At 65.9% G+C, this 17,638-nt stretch carries 14 protein-coding genes; 2 read left to right on the top strand and 12 right to left on the bottom strand.

Annotated features, from left to right (window positions below; genetic code table 11):
- Positions 1-21: 21 nt before the first annotated feature.
- From miaB to trpS, 8 genes are all read right to left on the bottom strand, one after another.
- Positions 22-1,392 (bottom strand): tRNA (N6-isopentenyl adenosine(37)-C2)-methylthiotransferase MiaB, encoded by a 1,371-nt coding sequence (gene miaB / locus K8M09_RS00180; protein WP_229342044.1) that lies wholly within the window; start codon positions 1,390-1,392, stop codon positions 22-24.
- A 51-nt stretch (positions 1,393-1,443) separates the two neighbouring features.
- Complete coding sequence (locus tag K8M09_RS00175) at positions 1,444-2,232, bottom strand: lysophospholipid acyltransferase family protein (RefSeq protein ID WP_160786613.1); 789 nt, start codon at positions 2,230-2,232, stop codon at positions 1,444-1,446.
- A 70-nt stretch (positions 2,233-2,302) separates the two neighbouring features.
- Positions 2,303-2,728, bottom strand: a complete 426-nt coding sequence (locus tag K8M09_RS00170; RefSeq protein WP_160786614.1) for a Fur family transcriptional regulator — start codon at positions 2,726-2,728, stop codon at positions 2,303-2,305.
- 36 nt (positions 2,729-2,764) lie between these two features.
- Complete coding sequence (locus K8M09_RS00165) at positions 2,765-3,259, bottom strand: GNAT family N-acetyltransferase (RefSeq protein WP_160786615.1); 495 nt, start codon at positions 3,257-3,259, stop codon at positions 2,765-2,767.
- A 1-nt stretch (position 3,260) separates the two neighbouring features.
- Complete coding sequence (gene tsaB, locus K8M09_RS00160) at positions 3,261-3,908, bottom strand: tRNA (adenosine(37)-N6)-threonylcarbamoyltransferase complex dimerization subunit type 1 TsaB (RefSeq protein ID WP_160786616.1); 648 nt, start codon at positions 3,906-3,908, stop codon at positions 3,261-3,263.
- Between the two features lie 30 nt (positions 3,909-3,938).
- A complete protein-coding gene (locus tag K8M09_RS00155) occupies positions 3,939-4,508 on the bottom strand; it encodes a NifU family protein (RefSeq protein WP_160786617.1) in 570 nt (189 codons plus the stop codon).
- Between the two features lie 97 nt (positions 4,509-4,605).
- Positions 4,606-5,097, bottom strand: coding sequence for a universal stress protein (locus tag K8M09_RS00150; protein WP_160786618.1), 492 nt, complete (start codon positions 5,095-5,097; stop codon positions 4,606-4,608).
- Between the two features lie 35 nt (positions 5,098-5,132).
- A complete protein-coding gene (gene trpS, locus K8M09_RS00145) occupies positions 5,133-6,200 on the bottom strand; it encodes a tryptophan--tRNA ligase (RefSeq protein WP_160786619.1) in 1,068 nt (355 codons plus the stop codon).
- Positions 6,201-6,469: 269 nt separating this feature from the next.
- Between trpS and K8M09_RS00140 the strand changes: the two genes are divergently transcribed.
- Positions 6,470-6,946, top strand: coding sequence for a YcbK family protein (locus K8M09_RS00140; protein ID WP_229342042.1), 477 nt, complete (start codon positions 6,470-6,472; stop codon positions 6,944-6,946).
- A gap of 4 nt (positions 6,947-6,950) precedes the next feature.
- Here the strand turns inward: K8M09_RS00140 and murJ are convergent, their stop codons facing one another.
- The 3 genes from murJ to mutS all read right to left on the bottom strand — a co-directional run bounded on the left by murJ (position 6,951) and on the right by mutS (position 14,201).
- Positions 6,951-8,531, bottom strand: a complete 1,581-nt coding sequence (gene murJ, locus K8M09_RS00135; RefSeq protein WP_160786620.1) for a murein biosynthesis integral membrane protein MurJ — start codon at positions 8,529-8,531, stop codon at positions 6,951-6,953.
- Positions 8,528-11,371 (bottom strand): [protein-PII] uridylyltransferase, encoded by a 2,844-nt coding sequence (locus K8M09_RS00130; protein WP_229342040.1) that lies wholly within the window; start codon positions 11,369-11,371, stop codon positions 8,528-8,530. Before K8M09_RS00130 ends, murJ begins: the two co-directional genes overlap by 4 nt.
- Before the next feature lie 94 nt (positions 11,372-11,465).
- The gene (gene mutS / locus K8M09_RS00125) at positions 11,466-14,201 is read right to left on the bottom strand and encodes a DNA mismatch repair protein MutS (protein ID WP_160786621.1); all 2,736 of its coding nucleotides are present in this window, start codon (positions 14,199-14,201) and stop codon (positions 11,466-11,468) included.
- Positions 14,202-14,338: 137 nt separating this feature from the next.
- Between mutS and K8M09_RS00120 the strand changes: the two genes are divergently transcribed.
- Entirely contained in the window at positions 14,339-16,624 is a 2,286-nt protein-coding gene (locus K8M09_RS00120) for an NADP-dependent malic enzyme (RefSeq protein WP_160786622.1), read from the top strand.
- A gap of 61 nt (positions 16,625-16,685) precedes the next feature.
- Here the strand turns inward: K8M09_RS00120 and K8M09_RS00115 are convergent, their stop codons facing one another.
- A complete protein-coding gene (locus K8M09_RS00115; protein ID WP_160786623.1) occupies positions 16,686-17,564 on the bottom strand; it encodes a GNAT family N-acetyltransferase in 879 nt (292 codons plus the stop codon).
- Positions 17,565-17,638 lie beyond the last annotated feature (74 nt).

Here is a 17,638-nt window from a genome sequence, read left to right as displayed (position 1 = left end):
AAGCTCCTTGTGATCCGCCCGTCAACCGATCGCTTGCGCGAAGAGGCTGTTCGGCCCGGCATCGGTGATTCGTACCCGGATAATGTCACCGATTTTCGAACCTTTTGCATCAATATTCACAGGCTGGAGCCAGGGCGAGCGGCCGACGAGCTGGCCGGGCTTGCGTCCGGGCTTCTCCAGAAGCAGGTCTATCTCCTTGCCGACGCAGCCGAGGGCGAATTCGCCCTGCTGGCGGAAGAGCAAAGCCTGCAATCTTTCAAGACGTTCGGCCTTCACAGCCTCTTCGACATGGCCATCCATCTCCGCGCCGGGCGTGCCGGGGCGGGTGGAATATTTGAACGAAAATGCCTGTGCATAACCGACGGTCTCGACGAGGCGCATCGTGTCCTCGAAGTCCGCGTCGGTCTCGCCGGGGAAGCCGACGATGAAATCGCCGGATATGGCAAGCTCCGGCTGGACCGCGCGGATGCGCTCGATGAGGGCGATGTATTCGGCTGCCGTATGGCGGCGGTTCATGGCCTTCAGGATGCGGTCGGAGCCGGCCTGCACCGGCAGGTGCAGGTAGGGCATCAGCTTGCGCAGGTCACGATGCGCCGCGATGAGATGGTCGTCCATGTCGCGTGGATGGCTGGTCGTGTAGCGCAGGCGCGCGAGGCCTTCGATTTCGGCGAGGCGGTAGAGGAGGTCGCCGAGGCCCCATTCGCGGCCATCCGGGCCGAGGCCGTGCCAGGCGTTGACGTTCTGGCCGAGCAGGGTGATTTCGCGCACGCCCGCTTCGGCAAGGCGCTCGGCCTCGGTGACGATCTGCATGACGGGGCGGGAGACTTCCGAGCCGCGCGTGTAAGGCACCACGCAGAAGGTGCAGAACTTGTCGCAGCCTTCCTGCACGGTGAGGAAGGCGGTGACGCCGCGCGCGCGAGTCTTGGCCTTTTCCGGCGCGGGCAGGTGCTCGAACTTGTCTTCCAGCGCATAGTCCGTCTCGACCACGCGCTCGCCGCCCTTGGCGCGGCGCAGCGCTTCCGGCAGGCGGTGATAGGTCTGCGGGCCGACGACGAGGTCCACGGCGGGGGCGCGGCGCAGGATTTCCTTGCCTTCGGCCTGAGCCACACAGCCGGTGACGCCGATCACCATCTCGCGGCCACCCTTGGCGCGGGCCTTCTTCATCTCGCGCAGGCGGCCGAGTTCGGAATAGACCTTTTCCGCCGCCTTCTCGCGGATGTGACAGGTATTGAGGAGAACGAGGTCGGCCTCTTCCAGCACGTCCGTCGCCTGATAGCCGTCCTTCGACAGCGCATCGGTCATGCGCTCGCTGTCATAGACGTTCATCTGGCAGCCGTAGGTCTTGACGAAGACCTTGCGGGTGTTCGGCGTGGAGAGGGATTGTTCGCTCATGGCCGCTTCCATAGTGGAAAAAGGCCGGAAATTGAAGCCCCTCGCCGGCCTCTATCGACCGCGCAGCCGCGCGCCGAGCATGGCGCGGATGCGCGCGCCCACCGTGCGGCTCACCACCTTGCGGTTACTCGCCCGGGTGTAATCGACGCGCTCGCCGAAATCGACATCGACATCGACCGCCCCTTCCCGCGCGATGCCGAGAAGATGGGGGAGGAGTTCGATATCGCCGGGCCAGGCGGCGAGCGGCCGGTGGTAGCGGCCCATCGCCATGCCATGCACGCCGGTATAGGCGATGGAGACGGGCTGGATGTGGACGACGCCCTCGGGCGCATGCGGCACGGCGGAGGCGGCCGCGCCGAAGAGCGAGGTCTTGATCTCGAGGAGCTGGTTGCCATCCGAAGTGGTGCCTTCCGGGAAGAGCACGACGATCTCGCCGCCCGTCAGGCGCTTTGCGATCTCGTCCACCTGATCGCCGGTTTTCTGGCGCTGCTCGCGCTCGACGAAGATCGTCGCCTGCAGACGGGCAAGGATGCCGAAGACTGGCCAGCCCCGCACCTCTGACTTTGCGATATAGACGACGTCGGCAATGGAGCCGAGCACCATGATATCCTTCCAGGAGGCATGGTTGGCGGCGATCAGCAGGGGCCGGCTCGTCTCCAGCCTGCCATGCACGCGCACCTTGAGGCCGAGCACGCGGCAGGCGACGCGGTGCCAGAGACGCGGGATATAGCGGCGAATTTTCAGGTCGAAGCGCAGGCCGACAAGCTGCACCGGCAGCAGGACGAGCGTGACCGCGAGGAGGACGACGAGGCCGATGGCGATGCGCAACCAGGTGATCACGCGGGCACCCTGGAACAGGTGCAAGCGCCGGCCAGCGTTCCGGGGCTACCCCCCTCCGCCCTGCCGGGCCTCACTCGCCGTCCTTGAGGGGAATCCCGTAGAGTTCCAGACGGTGATCGACCAGCTTGAAGCCGTGCTCGCGGGCGATGCGTTCCTGCAGGGCCTCGATCTCCGGCGAATGGAATTCGATGACCTGGCCGTTCTTGAGGTCGATCAGGTGGTCGTGATGCTCGTCCGGCACGGTCTCGTAGCGCGAGCGGCCATCGCGAAAATCGTGACGCTCGATGATGCCGGCATCCTCGAAGAGTTTTACCGTGCGGTAGACGGTGGAGATGGAGATGCGCGCGTCGACGGCAGAGGAGCGGCGGTAGAGTTCTTCCACGTCCGGGTGATCGGCGGAAGCCTCGAGCACGCGCGCGATGACGCGGCGCTGCTCGGTCATGCGCATGCCGCGCTCGACACAAAGCTCTTCCAGCGATTTTTCCGCGTCCGCCATACGATCTGCCCTTTCGTTCGGCCTCCCGAAAGGGGACTAGCGAAGATCGCGCCGCATGACAAGCGCCGTGGACCGGGTGCCATCGGCGGCGGCGTAATAGGCCTTGCGCTCGCCGACCTTGGAAAAGCCGAGCTTGCCATAGAGACCGCGGGCCGCGACATTGCCCTCGTCCACCTCGAGAAAGATATCCTCCGCGCCGCGCATCTTGGCTTCATGCAGCGCCGCCAGCATCAGACGCCAGCCGAGGCCGGCGCGACCGAATCGCTCGTCGACGCCGATGGTCAGGATTTCCGCCTCGCCCGCCGTGGCGCGCGCCAGAACGAAGCCGCCGGCCGTGCGACCGAGCGCGCCCTGCTTCACCGCAAGAAAGCCGAAGACCGGCTCCTGCGTGAGGAGAGAATGGAACTCGCCGTCGTTCCACGGCTGGGGGAATCGCGCCCCGTGCAAGGTCGCGGCGATGCCGGCGTCGTCCGTTTCCAGCGGGAAGATGTCGAAGACGGGCTTGCGGGTGAAATAGTCGGCGAGCGACATGTCACGCCCTCCGGATCGCGAAACCCGCCTGCGGCTTGGCATCGGGACCGCGCAGGTAAAGCGGCTTCGGCAGATGGTTTTTGGGATCGAGGTGCGCGCCGATGCGAGCGACGGTGACGATGGACACGCCATCGGCTGCCGGCGGCTCTCCATCGCGCAGGAGATGGGCGGCGGAGCCTGCGAGCGCGCCGTCATGGCCGGCGGCGATGGCGCGGGCCTCGACGACGGTGGCGATGGCAGGGGGCGAAGCTTGCGCCCCATCGGCGGCGAAGCGCTGCCAGTAGACCTCGTCGCGCTTGGCATCCATGGCGACCATCAGCGGCGCGCCGGTCCGGTGATCGGCGGCGAGCGCGGCAAGGCTGGAAACGCCGACCGTGGGCACGCCAAGCGCAAGCGCAAGGCCGCGCGCGGCGGCGACGCCGACGCGGATGCCGGTGAAGGAGCCGGGGCCGACAGTGACGGCGATGCGGCCGACGGCCTTGATATCCGTGCCCGCGGCATCGAGCGCCGCATCGACGAATTCCATCAGCCGCTCGGCATGGCCGCGGCCGATATCGTCACCGGCAGCGCCGAGAACGATATCCCGATCGGAATCATAGAGCGCCGCGTAGCAGCCGGTGCCCGCCGTATCGATCGCCAGGACGATCATGCCGGGCATCCGGGTTTCGCGGAAAGGGCCTTATGCGACGGCTTCAACTTCCTGCACTTCCGGTACGAAATGGCGGAGAAGGTTCTGGACGCCGTGCTTGAGCGTCGCCGTCGAGGACGGGCAGCCCGAGCAGGCACCCTTCATGTTGAGATAGACGACGCCGTCGCGGAAACCCTTGAAGGTGATGTCGCCGCCGTCCTGCGCCACGGCCGGGCGAACGCGCGTATCGAGCAGTTCCTTGATCGTGGCGACGATGGTCTCGTCGCCCTCGTTGAAGAACTCGCCCTCGTCTTCGTCGCTGCCGCCGAGCGCGCCGCCGGCAAGCACCGGCAGGCCGGACATAAAGTGTTCCATGATGTTGCCGAGGATGGCCGGCTTCATATGCTGCCAGTCGGCATCGTCCTTGGTGACGGTGATGAAATCGTAGCCGAGGAACACGCCCTTGACGCCGGGAATGCCGAAGAGGCGGGCGGCGAGCGGGGATGCGGCGCGCGCTTCCGTCTCGTCGCGGAACTCGGCCGTGCCGGTCTCCAGCACCACCTTGCCCGGCAGGAACTTCAGGGTCGACGGGTTCGGCGTCGCTTCGGTCTGGATGAACATCTTTCTCTCCGTGCGGCCAGGCGCTTCGGTCGGCCCATACATTTAGAATAATTCAAAAGAAGATAGGCGTTTCCGCCCCGCTCTTCAAGACGGAAGGTCAGCTCAATGCGTCCAGTTCCTCGTCGCTGAGCTGGTCCGGGATGACCGTCACCGGAATGGGGAACGCCTGCCCGCGGCTGGCGAGCGAGGACACCAGCGGCCCCGGCCCTTCCTTGGCGGAGCCGGCGGCCAGAACGAGGATCGCGATATCGCGGTCCTCGTCGATGAGGCTGTTGATCTGCTCGCTGGCGACGCCCTCGCGGATCACCGTTTCCGGCTCGATGCCGATCGCCTCGCGCAGCGCCTGCGCCGCCTTGGCGAGCACGGCTTCCGCCTCCTCGCGCGCTTCCGCCCGCATGATCTCCTCGACGCCGAGCCATTGCTGGAAATCGGCATTGGCGATCACATAGAGCAGGACGACGGCGCCGCTGGAGTTCTTCGCGCGCATTCCCGCATAGTGGACGGCACGCTGGCATTCCGGCGTATCGTCGATGACCGCCAGGAACTTGCGGCGGTGACCCTCAAGGCGGGAAAGTCGGCGAGAAACCATGCGCGCTCCTGATATGCGGTCTTTTCGCGGCGACCTTACTGCACAAAGCCGATGATGTCGCGAACTTCCTTCATGGTTTTTTCGGCCCGCGCCCGCGCCCTTTCGCCGCCGTCCCGAAGGATCGCGTCGATATGGCTCGTGTCGTCCATCAGGCGGCGCATCTCGTCGGTGATCGGCGAGAGGACGTTGACGGCGAGATCGACCAGCGCCGGCTTGAAGACCGAGAACTGCTGGCCGCCGAACTCGGCAAGGATATCGGCCTTGGACTTGTCAGAGAGCGCGGCATAGATGCCGACGAGGTTTTCCGCCTCGGGACGGCCCTTCAGGCCCTCGACCTCGCTCGGCAAGGCGTCCGGGTCGGTCTTGGCCTTGCGGATCTTCTTGGAGATGGTGTCGGCGTCGTCCAGCAGGTTGATGCGCGAGAGGTCCGAGGCATCCGACTTCGACATCTTCTTCGTGCCGTCGCGCAGGCTCATGACGCGGGGCGCAGGGCCGCCGATCAGGGGCTCGACCATCGGGAAATAGGCATGCACCGGCTCTTCGCCGACGACGATATCGACGCCCGTGCCGGCCTTGCGGATATGGCCGCCGAAATCGATGTTGAACTTCTGCGCGATGTCGCGGGTCAGCTCGAGATGCTGCTTCTGGTCGTCGCCGACCGGAACATGGGTCGCGCGGTAGACGAGGATGTCGGCGGCCATCAGGCTCGGATAGGCGAGCAGGCCGAGCGAGACCTGCTCGGCATTCTTGCCGCCCGTCTTGTCCTTGAACTGCGTCATGCGCTCCATCCAGCCGATGCGCGCCACGCAATTGAAGATCCAGGCAAGCTCGGAATGCTGCGGCACGGCGGACTGGTTGAAGACGATGTGCTTCTTCGGGTCGATGCCGGAGGCGATGAAGGCGGCGGCGATGGAGCGGATCTGGTTCCGCATGTCCTCATGCACGAGCTGCGCGGTGAGCGCGTGCAGGTCGACGACGCAATAGATGCAGTCGTTGTCTTCCTGCAGGGCGACGAACTTGCGGATCGCGCCGAGATAGTTGCCGAGGTGGAGATTGCCGGTCGGCTGGACGCCGGAGAAGACGAGAGGCTTGAATGCGCTCATGACGGTGTTTCCTTCAGGCGGGTGGAGGGCCTGGTCCCTGTTACACGAGCAATTCCGGGAAAATCCTGTGCCGGAACTGCGTAAAAATACGTCGCGCTTATGCACGGCGCGGGGACCGCGATCAAGAGGGCGCGCCGAGAGCGGCAACGCGCATGAGAGAATCCTTATAAAAGACATTTTCCGGTTGTCCCTTCCCCCCGGGGATTTGGGGGGGAGGCCGGTCCCGATCGGCCGTTTTGTGACGAAGGGGCGCAAAACGGAGATGACCCGTGCAGAAAAACGGTTCCATCCTGCTTGCCTGCGTCGTCGCGCTGACATCGCTCTTCGCGACCGAGACCACGGCAGGCCGTAAACATGCTTCCAGAGCCGAGAAGGGCCTGGAGGCGAAAATCTACACGATCCAGACGCCGCGCGTGCGGCACCGATGCTTTCCCGGCAAGCTGCGCGGGGTTCTCACCCATATCGCCCGGGTCGTCGGCCGCCGGCCGCTCGTCACCTCCGGCCATCGCTCGAACGGGCGGCGCGGCTCCTATCACCGCAAATGCCTCGCCGCCGATATCCGCGTTCCCGGCGTTTCCGTGAAGCGGATCATCGCGGCGGCGAGCACCGCCCCGGCCATCGGCGGCATCGGCACCTATTGCAACGGCATCGTGCATGTCGATGTCGGGCCGAAGCGGCGCTGGCACTATTGCGGCGGCAGCGGGTTCGCGCGGCTGACGAAGCGCGCGCGGTTCGCAGCGCGCTGACGTCTCATTCCGACGGGGCGGGCTTCGGCTTGCGCTTCATGTTGCGGCGGATCATGCCGAGATCCGCCCCGCCGATGAGGAAGGCGACCGCGAAATAGACGACCATGGCCAGCGCCACGAGCAGGCCGAGGGCGAGGATCTGCGTGTAGATGGGCGCGGCCGAGCCGAGATAGTCGGCAAGGTAGCCGGAGGCGTATTCCAGTGCGGCGGCCATGACGAGCGTGGCGACGAGCAGCCTGGCGACGCGCCAGACGAGCGCCTTTTCCAGCGGCCAGTGGCCCCGGCGCACCAGCGTGACGAAGAGCATGAGCGCCGTCAGCCAGCCGGAAACGGCTTCTGCGGTGGCAATGCCGCGCTCGTGGAAGAGCGGGAAGAGCGAGACCGCAAGCACGCAGTTGACGACCACCGACAGCATGGTGATGCGCATCGGCGTGCGCGTATCCTCGCGGGCGAAGAAGCCGGGATTGAGCGCCTTGATCATCACGAAACCGGGCAGGCCGAGGCCGTAGATGGCGAGCGTCCCGGCCACGATGGAGGTCGTTTGCGGGTTGAAGGCGCCGCGCTCATAGAGCACGCGCACGATCTCGTCGGAGATGACCCAGAGCGCGCCGGCGGCCGGCAGCGTCAGGAACAGCACGAATTCCAGGGAGCGGTTCTGCAGGTTGCCGGCCTCGCGCTCGTGCCCGCCCTTGAGGGCCCGCGCCAGTTCCGGCAGCAGAACCACGCCGACGGCGATGCCGACGACGCCGAGCGGAAGCTGGTAGACGCGGTCGGCATATTGCAGGGCCGAAATCGCGCCCTCCCGGGTGGAGGCGATCATCTGGCCGATGAGCTGATTGATCTGGGTGATGCCGCCCGTGACGGCCGCCGGGAAGGCGAGCCAGAGCAGGCGCTTCACGTTCGGCGTCATGCGCGGGCGGCGGAAGCCGATCCGCATGCCGGCGTAGCGCACCCCGGCATAGAGCACGGCCATCTGGAGGATGCCGGCGGCAAGCACGCCCCAGGAGAGATACCAGGCCGTTTCCAGCGGGGAAGCGCCCTGCCAGAGACCGTAGCCGAGCGCGCCGATCAGCACGACGTTGAGGAAGACCGGGGCAACGGCGGCGGCGAAATAGTGGTGCAGCGAGTTCAGCATGCCCGACAGCATCGCCGTCAGCGACATGCACATGAGATAGGGGAACATGACGGCGGCAAGCCGCACCGTGATGTCGAACTTCTCCGGATCGCCCACGAAGCCGGGCGCGATGACCCAGGCGACGAGGAGCGGCATCAGGAACTCCATCGCGACGGTCAGCACCATGAGCACGGTGAAGAGCACGCCGAAGACCTCTTCGGAAAAGCGCTTGGCCCCTTCGATGCCGCCGGCCTCGATCTCCTTGGCGAAGAGCGGCACGAAGGCGGCGTTGAAGGCGCCCTCGGCGAAGAGCCGGCGGAAGAGGTTGGGGAAGCGGAAGGCGGCGTAGAAGGCGTCGGCCATCGGCCCGGTGCCGAGGGCAGCGGCCATCAGCGTTTCGCGCGCGAAGCCGAGCACGCGGCTGCCGAGCGTCGCGCCGCCCACGGTCGCGAATTTCTTGACGAGACTCATTGTTCTGCCCTGATCCTTTTCGCCACGGCGGGAACGGGCGCGATCATGCCGGGCGGCATGCGGTCGCGCAGTTCATCCGCCTCGTCGGCCATGACGGCCTTCAGCCGCGCGACGATATTGGCCTGCCTGTTTTCGTTGGTGACCTTCTGGCCGACGAGGTCGGTGACGTAGAAGGTATCGATGACCTTCTCGCCGAAGGTGGTGATATGCGCCGAGGCGATGTCGAGCGAAAGGTCGGAGAGCACGGCCGTCACCTCGGACAGAAGGCCGGGACGGTCGAGGCACTCGATCTCGATGACGGTGAACTTGTTCGACAGCGCGTTGGAGATGGTGACGGTCGGCGAGACCGTGAAGGTGCGCGTGCGTTTGCGGCTCTTGGCCCGCGTCGCGATCACTTCCGGCAGGCGCTTGCGGCCGGACAGCACGTCCTCGATCATCCGGCCGATGGTGCCGGCGCGGCGCATCTCGTCCGCATCGTTGGGGAATTCGCGGTTGACGAGGATCGTGTCGAGCGCGCGCCCGTCCGAGGTCGTGAAGATCTGCGCGTCGACGATGTTCGCGCCGGCCGCCGCGCAGGCCCCGGCAATGACCGTCAGGAGGCGCGGATGGTCGGGCGAAAGCACCGTGATTTCCGTGATGGCATGGAAGGAATGGGTGCGCACCATGGTGGCGAGCGTCTGCTTCGCCCGGTCCGTCTCGCGGATGAAGGCTGAGTGACGGACCTGATCCTCCAGCGACACGGTGAGGAGATAGGGTTCGTAGTGAAGGTGCGCATAGGTCTTGCGATCCTTCTGGCTCCAGTCGTCCGGCAATGTCTGGGACAGCATTTCGCGGGCGGCCTGCGCCCGTTCCTTGCGCGACAATTCGGAAAAGCCGCCGGAGATGAGGAGTTCCGTTTCGTAGTAGAGCGTGCGCAGAAGCTGGCCCTTCCAGCCGTTCCACACGCCGGGACCAACCGCGCGGATATCGCAGACCGTCAGCACCAACAGCATCTTCAGGCGCTCCATCGACTGCACCTTGTCGGCGAAGTCGACGATGGTCTTGCGGTCGTTGAGGTCGCGGGTCTGGGCGACCATGGACATGGTCAGGTGTTCCTCGATCAGCCAGACGACCAGTTCCGTCTGCTTGGGCGAGAGGCCGAAGCGCGGGCAGAGTTTTCGCGCGACCTTCGCGCCCGCCACGGAATGATCCTCCGGGCGGCCCTTGGCGATATCGTGCAGCAGCACCGCGACATAGAGCGGGATGCGGTCCTCGATGCTCGGCATCACCTGATAGCTGAGGGGATGGGCCTCCTTCTCGCGGCCCTGGTCGATATTCGCCAGCACCCCGACGGAGCGGATCAGGTGTTCGTCGACCGTATAGTGATGATACATGTTGAACTGCATCATCGCGACGATCTTGCCGAAATCCGGAATGAAGCGGCCGAGCACACCGGCCTCGTTCATGCGGCGGAGGATCAGCGCCGGGTCGCGCGGCGAGGTGAGGATGGAGAGGAAGAGGCGGTTCGCCTCCTCGTTCTCGCGCAGCGTGCTATTGATGAGCGCCAGCGAGCGCGTCACCTGCTTCAACGCGTCCGGGTGGAACTCCAGGGCATTGATATCGGCGATATGGAAGAGGCGGATGAGGTTGACCGGGTCGCGCTTGAACACATCGGGGTCGGCGATGGTGATACGGCCGCGATCCTCCAGGAATTCCAGCGTGCCGGCGATTTTCCGCGTGCGCCGCGTGAAGCGGCTGATGGCGGCGGTGATGCCGGGCGCTTCCTTGGCCTGCTGGTCCTCCAGCGTGGCGCAGAAGATGCGCGTCAGGTCACCGACGTCCTTGGCCACGAGGAAATAGTGCTTCATGAAGCGCTCGACGGCGGACAGGCCCGGATGCGGCTGGTAGCCGAGGCATTCGGCGATCTCGCGCTGGATATCGAAGGAAAGCCGCTCCTCCGCCTTACCCGTCAGGAAATGCATGTGGCAGCGCACCGCCCAGAGGAAATCGTCCGCCTTGCGGAAGAGCTTGTATTCCTGCCGGGAGAGCACGCCGAGCTTCACCAGTTCGGCGGGGTCCTTGATATGATAGAAATACTTGGCGATCCAGAACAGCGTGTGCAGGTCGCGAAGCCCGCCCTTGCCTTCCTTGACGTTCGGCTCGACGAGATAGCGCGTGTCGCCGGCCTTGCGGTGGCGCTCGTCGCGCTCGGCGAGCTTCGCGGCGATGAATTCCGGGCCTGTGCCGCGCATGATCTCGCGGTCGAAGCGCACCGCCATCTCCTCGAACAGCGCCACCGAGCCGCAGATATAGCGCGCCTCGAGGATTGCCGTGCGGATGGTCATGTCGCCCTTGGAGAGCTGGATGCATTCTTCCAGATTGCGCGTGGCGTGGCCGACCTTGAAGCCGAGGTCCCACAGGATATAGAGCATGAACTCGATGGCCGGCTCGCTCCAGGCGGCCGGCCTTGCCGGCAGCAGGAAGAGCAGGTCGATATCCGAGCCGGGGGCCAGCGTGCCACGTCCATAGCCGCCGACGGCCGTGACCGTGATGCGCGTATCGGGCGGGGCCTGTCCCGCGCTGAAGACGTGGTTGAGGGCAAAATCGTGCAGGACGGCGATGAGCTGGTCCTGAAGCCAGGAGATGCGGGCGGCGCATTGCAGGCCGCTGCCATCTTCGAAAAGCAGTTCACGGGCGCGGGCGCGGCCGGCCGTATTGACCTTCTTGAACTCGGCCAGAAGCTCGCGGCGCATGCGGTCGCGGAAATCGGCATTGGTGCTGGCGATGAATTCGCAGCGGGCGCGCAACGCCGGAACGTCGAGCAGGCCGGACTCGGCCGGCGCCAGAAGCTTCTTTTCCATCGGATTCCGGCCTGCGTCCCGCTTGTCGTCCATCGCCCGTTCGGTTCGCATGCCTATAGACCCTTTCAGCATGCAAGGACAATGATCCGAGCCGCTAGGCTTTGCCAAGTTCTTTCTTCAGCGCGTAGAGCGCATCCAGCGCCTCGCGCGGCGTCATGTCGTCCGGGCTGAGGCCCTTGACCAGTTCCTCGACCTTCGACGGCCCGCTGCGCTGCGCTTCCTCGCGGCGCACGGCCACCTGGAACAGCGGCAGGTCGTCGATAAGCTGGCTTGCCGGGTTCTTGCGGTCGGCATCCTCCAGCTTGGCGAGCACATCCTTCGCCCGCGCCACGACCGATGGCGGAAGCCCCGCAAGGCGCGCCACCTGGATGCCGTAGGAGCGGTCGGCCGCGCCGGGCCCGACCTCGTGCAGGAAGATGACGTCGCCGTCCCATTCCTTGACGCGCATCGTGGCATTGGAAAGGCGGGCGAGCTTTTCCGAAAGCACCGTCAGCTCGTGGAAATGGGTGGCGAAGAGACCGCGGCAGCGGTTCGCCTCGTGCAGGTGCTCGACGGCGGCCCAGGCGATGGAAAGGCCGTCGAAAGTGGCGGTGCCACGGCCGATCTCGTCGAGGATGACCAGCGAGCGGTCGGTCGCCTGATTGAGGATCGCCGCCGTCTCGACCATCTCGACCATGAAGGTGGAGCGGCCGCGCGCCAGATCGTCCGACGCGCCGACGCGCGAGAAGAGCCGGTCGACCACGCCGATATAGGCGCTTTCCGCCGGAACGTAAGCGCCCATCTGCGCGAGGATGGCGATGAGGGCGTTCTGACGCAGGAAGGTCGACTTACCGCCCATGTTGGGGCCGGTCAGCAGCCAGATCGCGCCGTGGCCCTTGCCGTCGTCAGGCGAAAGATCGCAGGAATTGGCGACGAAGGCGGCGGCCTGCTGGCGGCGCAACGCCTGCTCCACCACCGGATGCCGGCCGCCGACGATGGCGAACATGGTGGAACTGTCGACCGTGGGCCGGCAATAGGCCTGTTCCTCGGCAAGCGCCGCCAGGCCGGCGGAGACGTCGACCACGGCGAGCGCGCGCGCCGCCGCCTTGATGGCCTCTGCCTCCGCGACGACCGCCTCGACCAGTCCGTCGAAAGCGGCGAACTCGATGGCGAGCGCACGGTCGGCGGCGTTGGCGATCTTGGTTTCCAGTTCGGAGAGCACCGTCGTCGTGAAGCGCATCGCGCCAGCCATTGTCTGGCGGTGGATGAAGCGGGCTTTCGCCTCGTCGCCGTCGGTCAGCGCCGAGGCATTGCCGGCCGAGACCTCGATGAAATAGCCGAGCACGTTGTTGTGCTTGATCTTCAGCGACTTGACGCCCGTTTCCTCGGCATATTGCAATTGCAGGCCGGCGATGACGCGGCGGGACTGGTCGCGCAGCGCCCGCATCTCGTCCAGCTCGCCATCCGCCCCCTCGCGGATGAAACCGCCGTCGCGCTTGAGGAGCGGCAGTTCATCGGCCAGCATCACGGCGAGGCGGTGCGACAGGTCGATCGGCAGCGCGGCGATGGCGGCGCGAGCGCCGGCGAGCTCGCCGCCGAGGTCTTCCACCACCATCGTCTGGGCGATGCCGGCGGATACCGAAAGGCCCTGCAGGATGGCGCCGAGATCGCGCGGGCCGCCACGGCCGAGCGCGATGCGCGAAAGGGCGCGCGGCATGTCGGGCAGCGCCTTCAGCGCGCGGCGCAGGTCCTCGCTGAAGGACGGGCACTCGCCCAGCATCGCGATGGAATCGAGGCGGACGTTGATCGCGTCGGGATCGGTCAGCGGCGACATCAGCCGTTCGGCGAGAAGCCGCGCGCCGCCGCTGGTGACGGTGCGGTCGATGGCTTTCAGCAGCGTGCCGGCGCGGTCGCCGGACTGGGTGCGCACCAGTTCGAGATTGCCGCGCGTCGCCGGGTCGATGAAGAGCGTGGAGGCCGAGCTTTCGCGCTCCGGCCGTCCGAGCGGCGGGCGCTCGGCGATCTGCGTCTTCTCGACATAGGAAATGGCGGCAGAGGCCGCGGCCAGTTCGGCGCGCGAAAAGGTGCCGAAACCGTCGAGCGTCGAGACGCCGAAATAGCGGGCGATGCGGCCCTCCGCCGTCGCGCTGTCGAAGAGCACGGCGGGCTGGGGAACGGCGACGCGGCCGACGACGTCCAGCACCGGGCGGAATTCCGGGTCGTGGAACAGCGTGTCCGGCACGATCAGCTCACGCGGGTCGATGCGCAGGATATCGGCGAGAAGCTGGCCTTGCGCCGTCTCCGACAGGCGGAAGATGCCGGTGGAAATGTCGATCCAGGCGAGCGCCATCGCCGGCTCCGCCCCGCCGCGAATACGGGCGACGGCCATCAGGTAGTTGGCGTCGGAGGGCGAGAGCAGCTTTTCCTCGGTCAGCGTGCCGGGCGTGACGAGGCGGACCACATCGCGGCGCACCACCGATTTCGAGCCGCGTTTCTTGGCCTCCGCCGGGTCTTCCACCTGTTCGCAGACCGCGACGCGGAAGCCGACGGCGATCAGCTTCTGAAGGTAGTCGTCCGCCGCATGGACCGGCACGCCGCACATGGGAATATCGAGGCCCATATGCTGGCCGCGCTTGGTCAGCGTGATGCCGAGCGCGCGGGAGGCGTCCACCGCGTCCTGGAAGAACAGCTCGTAGAAGTCGCCCATGCGGTAGAACAGCATGCTGTCCGGATTGGTCGCCTTGATCTCGATATACTGTTCCATCATCGGCGTGGCCGATGCGCGGCTTTCGTCGCTGGCAAGCTCTGCCGTCGACAGGATGTCGTTCGCTCGCACGATCTGATCGTTCACGGAGATACTGTTTCTTCCAAAACGGAGGGTCTGTTCTTCCCAAAAAAGAGGTGTCACCCTAGCCACGCGGAGCTATAGATGACAACTGCCGTATGCAGTCATGGGCTTATCGCCCACAGGAGTGTGAAGGGGGGAGCATGCCGGGAACCGACAAATCAGATCGCCAGAGGGCAACCGTCACGGACCAGGAGGCGCTGGATTTCCATTCCAACGGCCGTCCCGGCAAGCTGGAAATCACGCCGACCAAGCCGATGGCGACGCAGCGCGACCTCGCGCTCGCCTATTCGCCGGGCGTCGCCGTGCCGGTGAAGGCCATCGCCGAGAACCCGGCCACCGCCTATGACTACACGACGCGCGGCAACATGGTCGCCGTCATCTCCAACGGCACCGCCATCCTCGGCCTCGGCAATCTCGGCGCGCTGGCCTCCAAGCCGGTGATGGAAGGCAAGTCCGTCCTCTTCAAGCGTTTCGCCGATGTCGATTCCATCGACCTCGAGGTCGACACCGAGAATGTCGACGAGTTCATCAACTGCGTGCGCTATCTCGGCCCCTCCTTCGGCGGCATCAACCTGGAAGACATCAAGGCTCCCGACTGCTTCATCATCGAGCAGCGCCTGCGCGAGCTGATGGACATCCCGGTCTTCCACGACGACCAGCACGGCACCGCCATCATCGCCGCCGCCGGCCTCATCAACGCTCTGGCGCTGACCGGCCGCGACTTCAAGACGACCAAGCTCGTCTGCAACGGCGCGGGCGCGGCCGCCATCGCCTGTATCGAGCTTATCAAGGCGATGGGTTTCGCCCCGGAAAACGTCATCCTCTGCGACACCAAGGGCGTCATCTACCAGGGCCGCGAAGACGGCATGAACCAGTGGAAGTCGGCCCATGCCGTCAAGACCGACCGCCGCTCGCTGGCCGAGGCGATGGTGGGCGCGGACGTGGTGTTCGGCCTTTCCGCCAAGGGCGCCTTCTCAGAAGAGATGATCCGCTCCATGGCGCCGAAGCCGATCATCTTCGCCATGGCCAATCCCGACCCGGAAATCACCCCGGAAGAAGTCGCCCGCATCCGTGACGACGCCATCGTCGCGACCGGCCGTTCGGACTATCCGAACCAGGTCAACAACGTGCTCGGCTTCCCCTACATCTTCCGCGGGGCGCTGGACGTTCGCGCCTCCACCATCAACGACGCGATGAAGATCGCCGCCGCCGAGGCGCTGGCGCATCTTGCCAAGGAAGACGTGCCGGACGACGTCGCCGCCGCCTATCAGGGCGTGCGCCCGCGCTTCGGCGCACAATACATCATCCCCGTGCCGTTCGACCCGCGCCTCATCTCGGCAATCCCCGTTGCCGTCGCCAAGGCGGCGATGGATACGGGCGTTGCGCGCAAGGCCATTCCCGACCTCGATGCCTATGCCCGCGACCTTCGCGCCCGCCGCGACCCGATCGCCTCGACGCTACAGCAGATCTACGCCCGCGTGCGCCGCCAGCCGAAGCGCGTCGTCTTCGCCGAGGGCGAAGAAGAGCAGATGATGCGCGCCGCCGTCTCCTACGCCAACCAGCAGCTCGGCACCGCCATCCTGCTCGGCCGCGAGGAGCAGATGCGCGAAACGGCCGAAAAGGCCGGCATCGACCTCGACCGGCCCGGCATCGAGCTGGTCAATGCCCGCATCTCCAAGCGCAACAACGTCTATATCGACTATCTCTATGCCCGCCTGCAGCGGAAGGGCTTCCTCTTCCGTGATGCGCAGCGCCTGATCCACAACGACCGCAACCATTTCGCGGCCTGCATGGTGGCGCTGGGCGATGCGGACGGCATGGTGACGGGCCTGACGCGCAACTACTCGACCGCGCTGGAAGACGTGCGCCGCTGCATCGACGCCAAGCCCGGCCACCGGGTCATCGGCGCCTCGCTGGCGCTCTGCCGCGGCCGCGCCGTGCTGGTCGCCGATACGGCCGTGCATGACATGCCCTCCTCGGAGGAGCTGGCGGATATCGCGGAAGAAGCGGCAGGTCTTGCCCGCCGCCTCGGCTACGAGCCGCGCGTGGCGATGCTCGCCTACTCGACCTTCGGCCATCCCTCGGGCGAGCGTTCGGAGCGGGTGCGCGAGGCCGTGAAGATCCTCGACCGCCGCCGCGTCGATTTCGAATATGACGGCGAGATGGCCGCCGACGTGGCGCTGAACCCGCGCATCATGGAGCAATATCCGTTCTGCCGCCTGTCGGCTCCCGGCAACGTGCTCGTCATGCCCGCGTTCCACTCGGCCTCGATCTCGACCAAGATGCTGCAGGAACTCGGCGGCTCGACGGTCATCGGCCCCCTGCTCGTCGGTCTCGACAAGTCGGTGCAGATCGTCTCGATGGGCGCGAAGGACAGCGACATCGTCAACATGGCCGCGCTCGCCGCCTACAATTCCGGCGTATAACGAAAACCGCCCGCTCCAAAGCTCTGGAGCGGGCGGAAAACCAACCGAAGCGGCTCAAAGGCTAACTGGCGAACCGCCCCGCATCCGCACCGTAATAATTCAGGTAGCGGCCCGAGATCTTGCCGATCGGCAGGACGATCAGCACATCCGTAGTATTGAAACCGTGGTCGACGACCGCGCCGTCGCCAATGGCCGCGCCGAGGCGCAGGTAGCCCTTGACGAGCGGCGGCATGGCGACGAGCGCCTTGCGCGCATCGACCCCCTCCGCCGGCATCAGGTCCATGGTGCGGAAGCGTTCCGGCCGGGCCGAGACGCTCCATTCGTCCTTCGCAAGAACGTTGTGGTGCAGGAAGGAGAGCGCCAGCGCATGTTCCTCTGGCACCACGCCATGGAAGGAGGCGCAGCCGAACATCACGTCGATGCCGTGCCGCAGCGAATAGGCCCAGGCGCCCTGCCAGAGCAGTTCCACCGTGCGCTTGGTGCGATAGGCGGGCAGCACGCAGGAGCGGCCGAGTTCCATGAAGCGCTTGTCCGCATGGCGGGCGATCAGCGCATCGACGTCGAATTCCGACTGGGAATAGAAACCGCCGGAGCCGGCCGCAATATCCTGCCGCAGGAGGCGGTAGGTGCCGACGATCTGTTCTTCCGCGTCACCCTCTATCGTGGTGTCGAGCACCAGCAGGTGATCGCAGACCATGTCCCAGGCGTCGATATCGCGCTTGCGGCGCACGGCATCGGACGAGAGCGTGGCGTTCATTTCCTCGGCGAAGACGCGGTAGCGGACGGCCTGCGCGGCGTCGATCTCCGAGACGGAACGGGCGATGCGCGTTTCGAGATTGCCGATGCGGCCGAGCACGTCCGTGCCCGAACGGCCGGCGACGGAAGCCGGCTTCTGGGCCGTCTCCTGCGGTGCGATGGTCGGGGCGAGGTCGAGCGTCATGATACTGTACCTGTCATGCGAAACTGCGTGGTTTAAACCACGATTCTGCAACAAGATAATGACGCAGGGCCGGC

It is taken from the genome of Shinella zoogloeoides, assembly GCF_020883495.1.
In the GTDB taxonomy this organism is placed as follows: Bacteria; Pseudomonadota; Alphaproteobacteria; order Rhizobiales; family Rhizobiaceae; genus Shinella; species Shinella zoogloeoides.
Note: the sequence above shows the minus strand (reverse complement) of the source record. Positions and strands in the feature narration are given on the sequence as shown.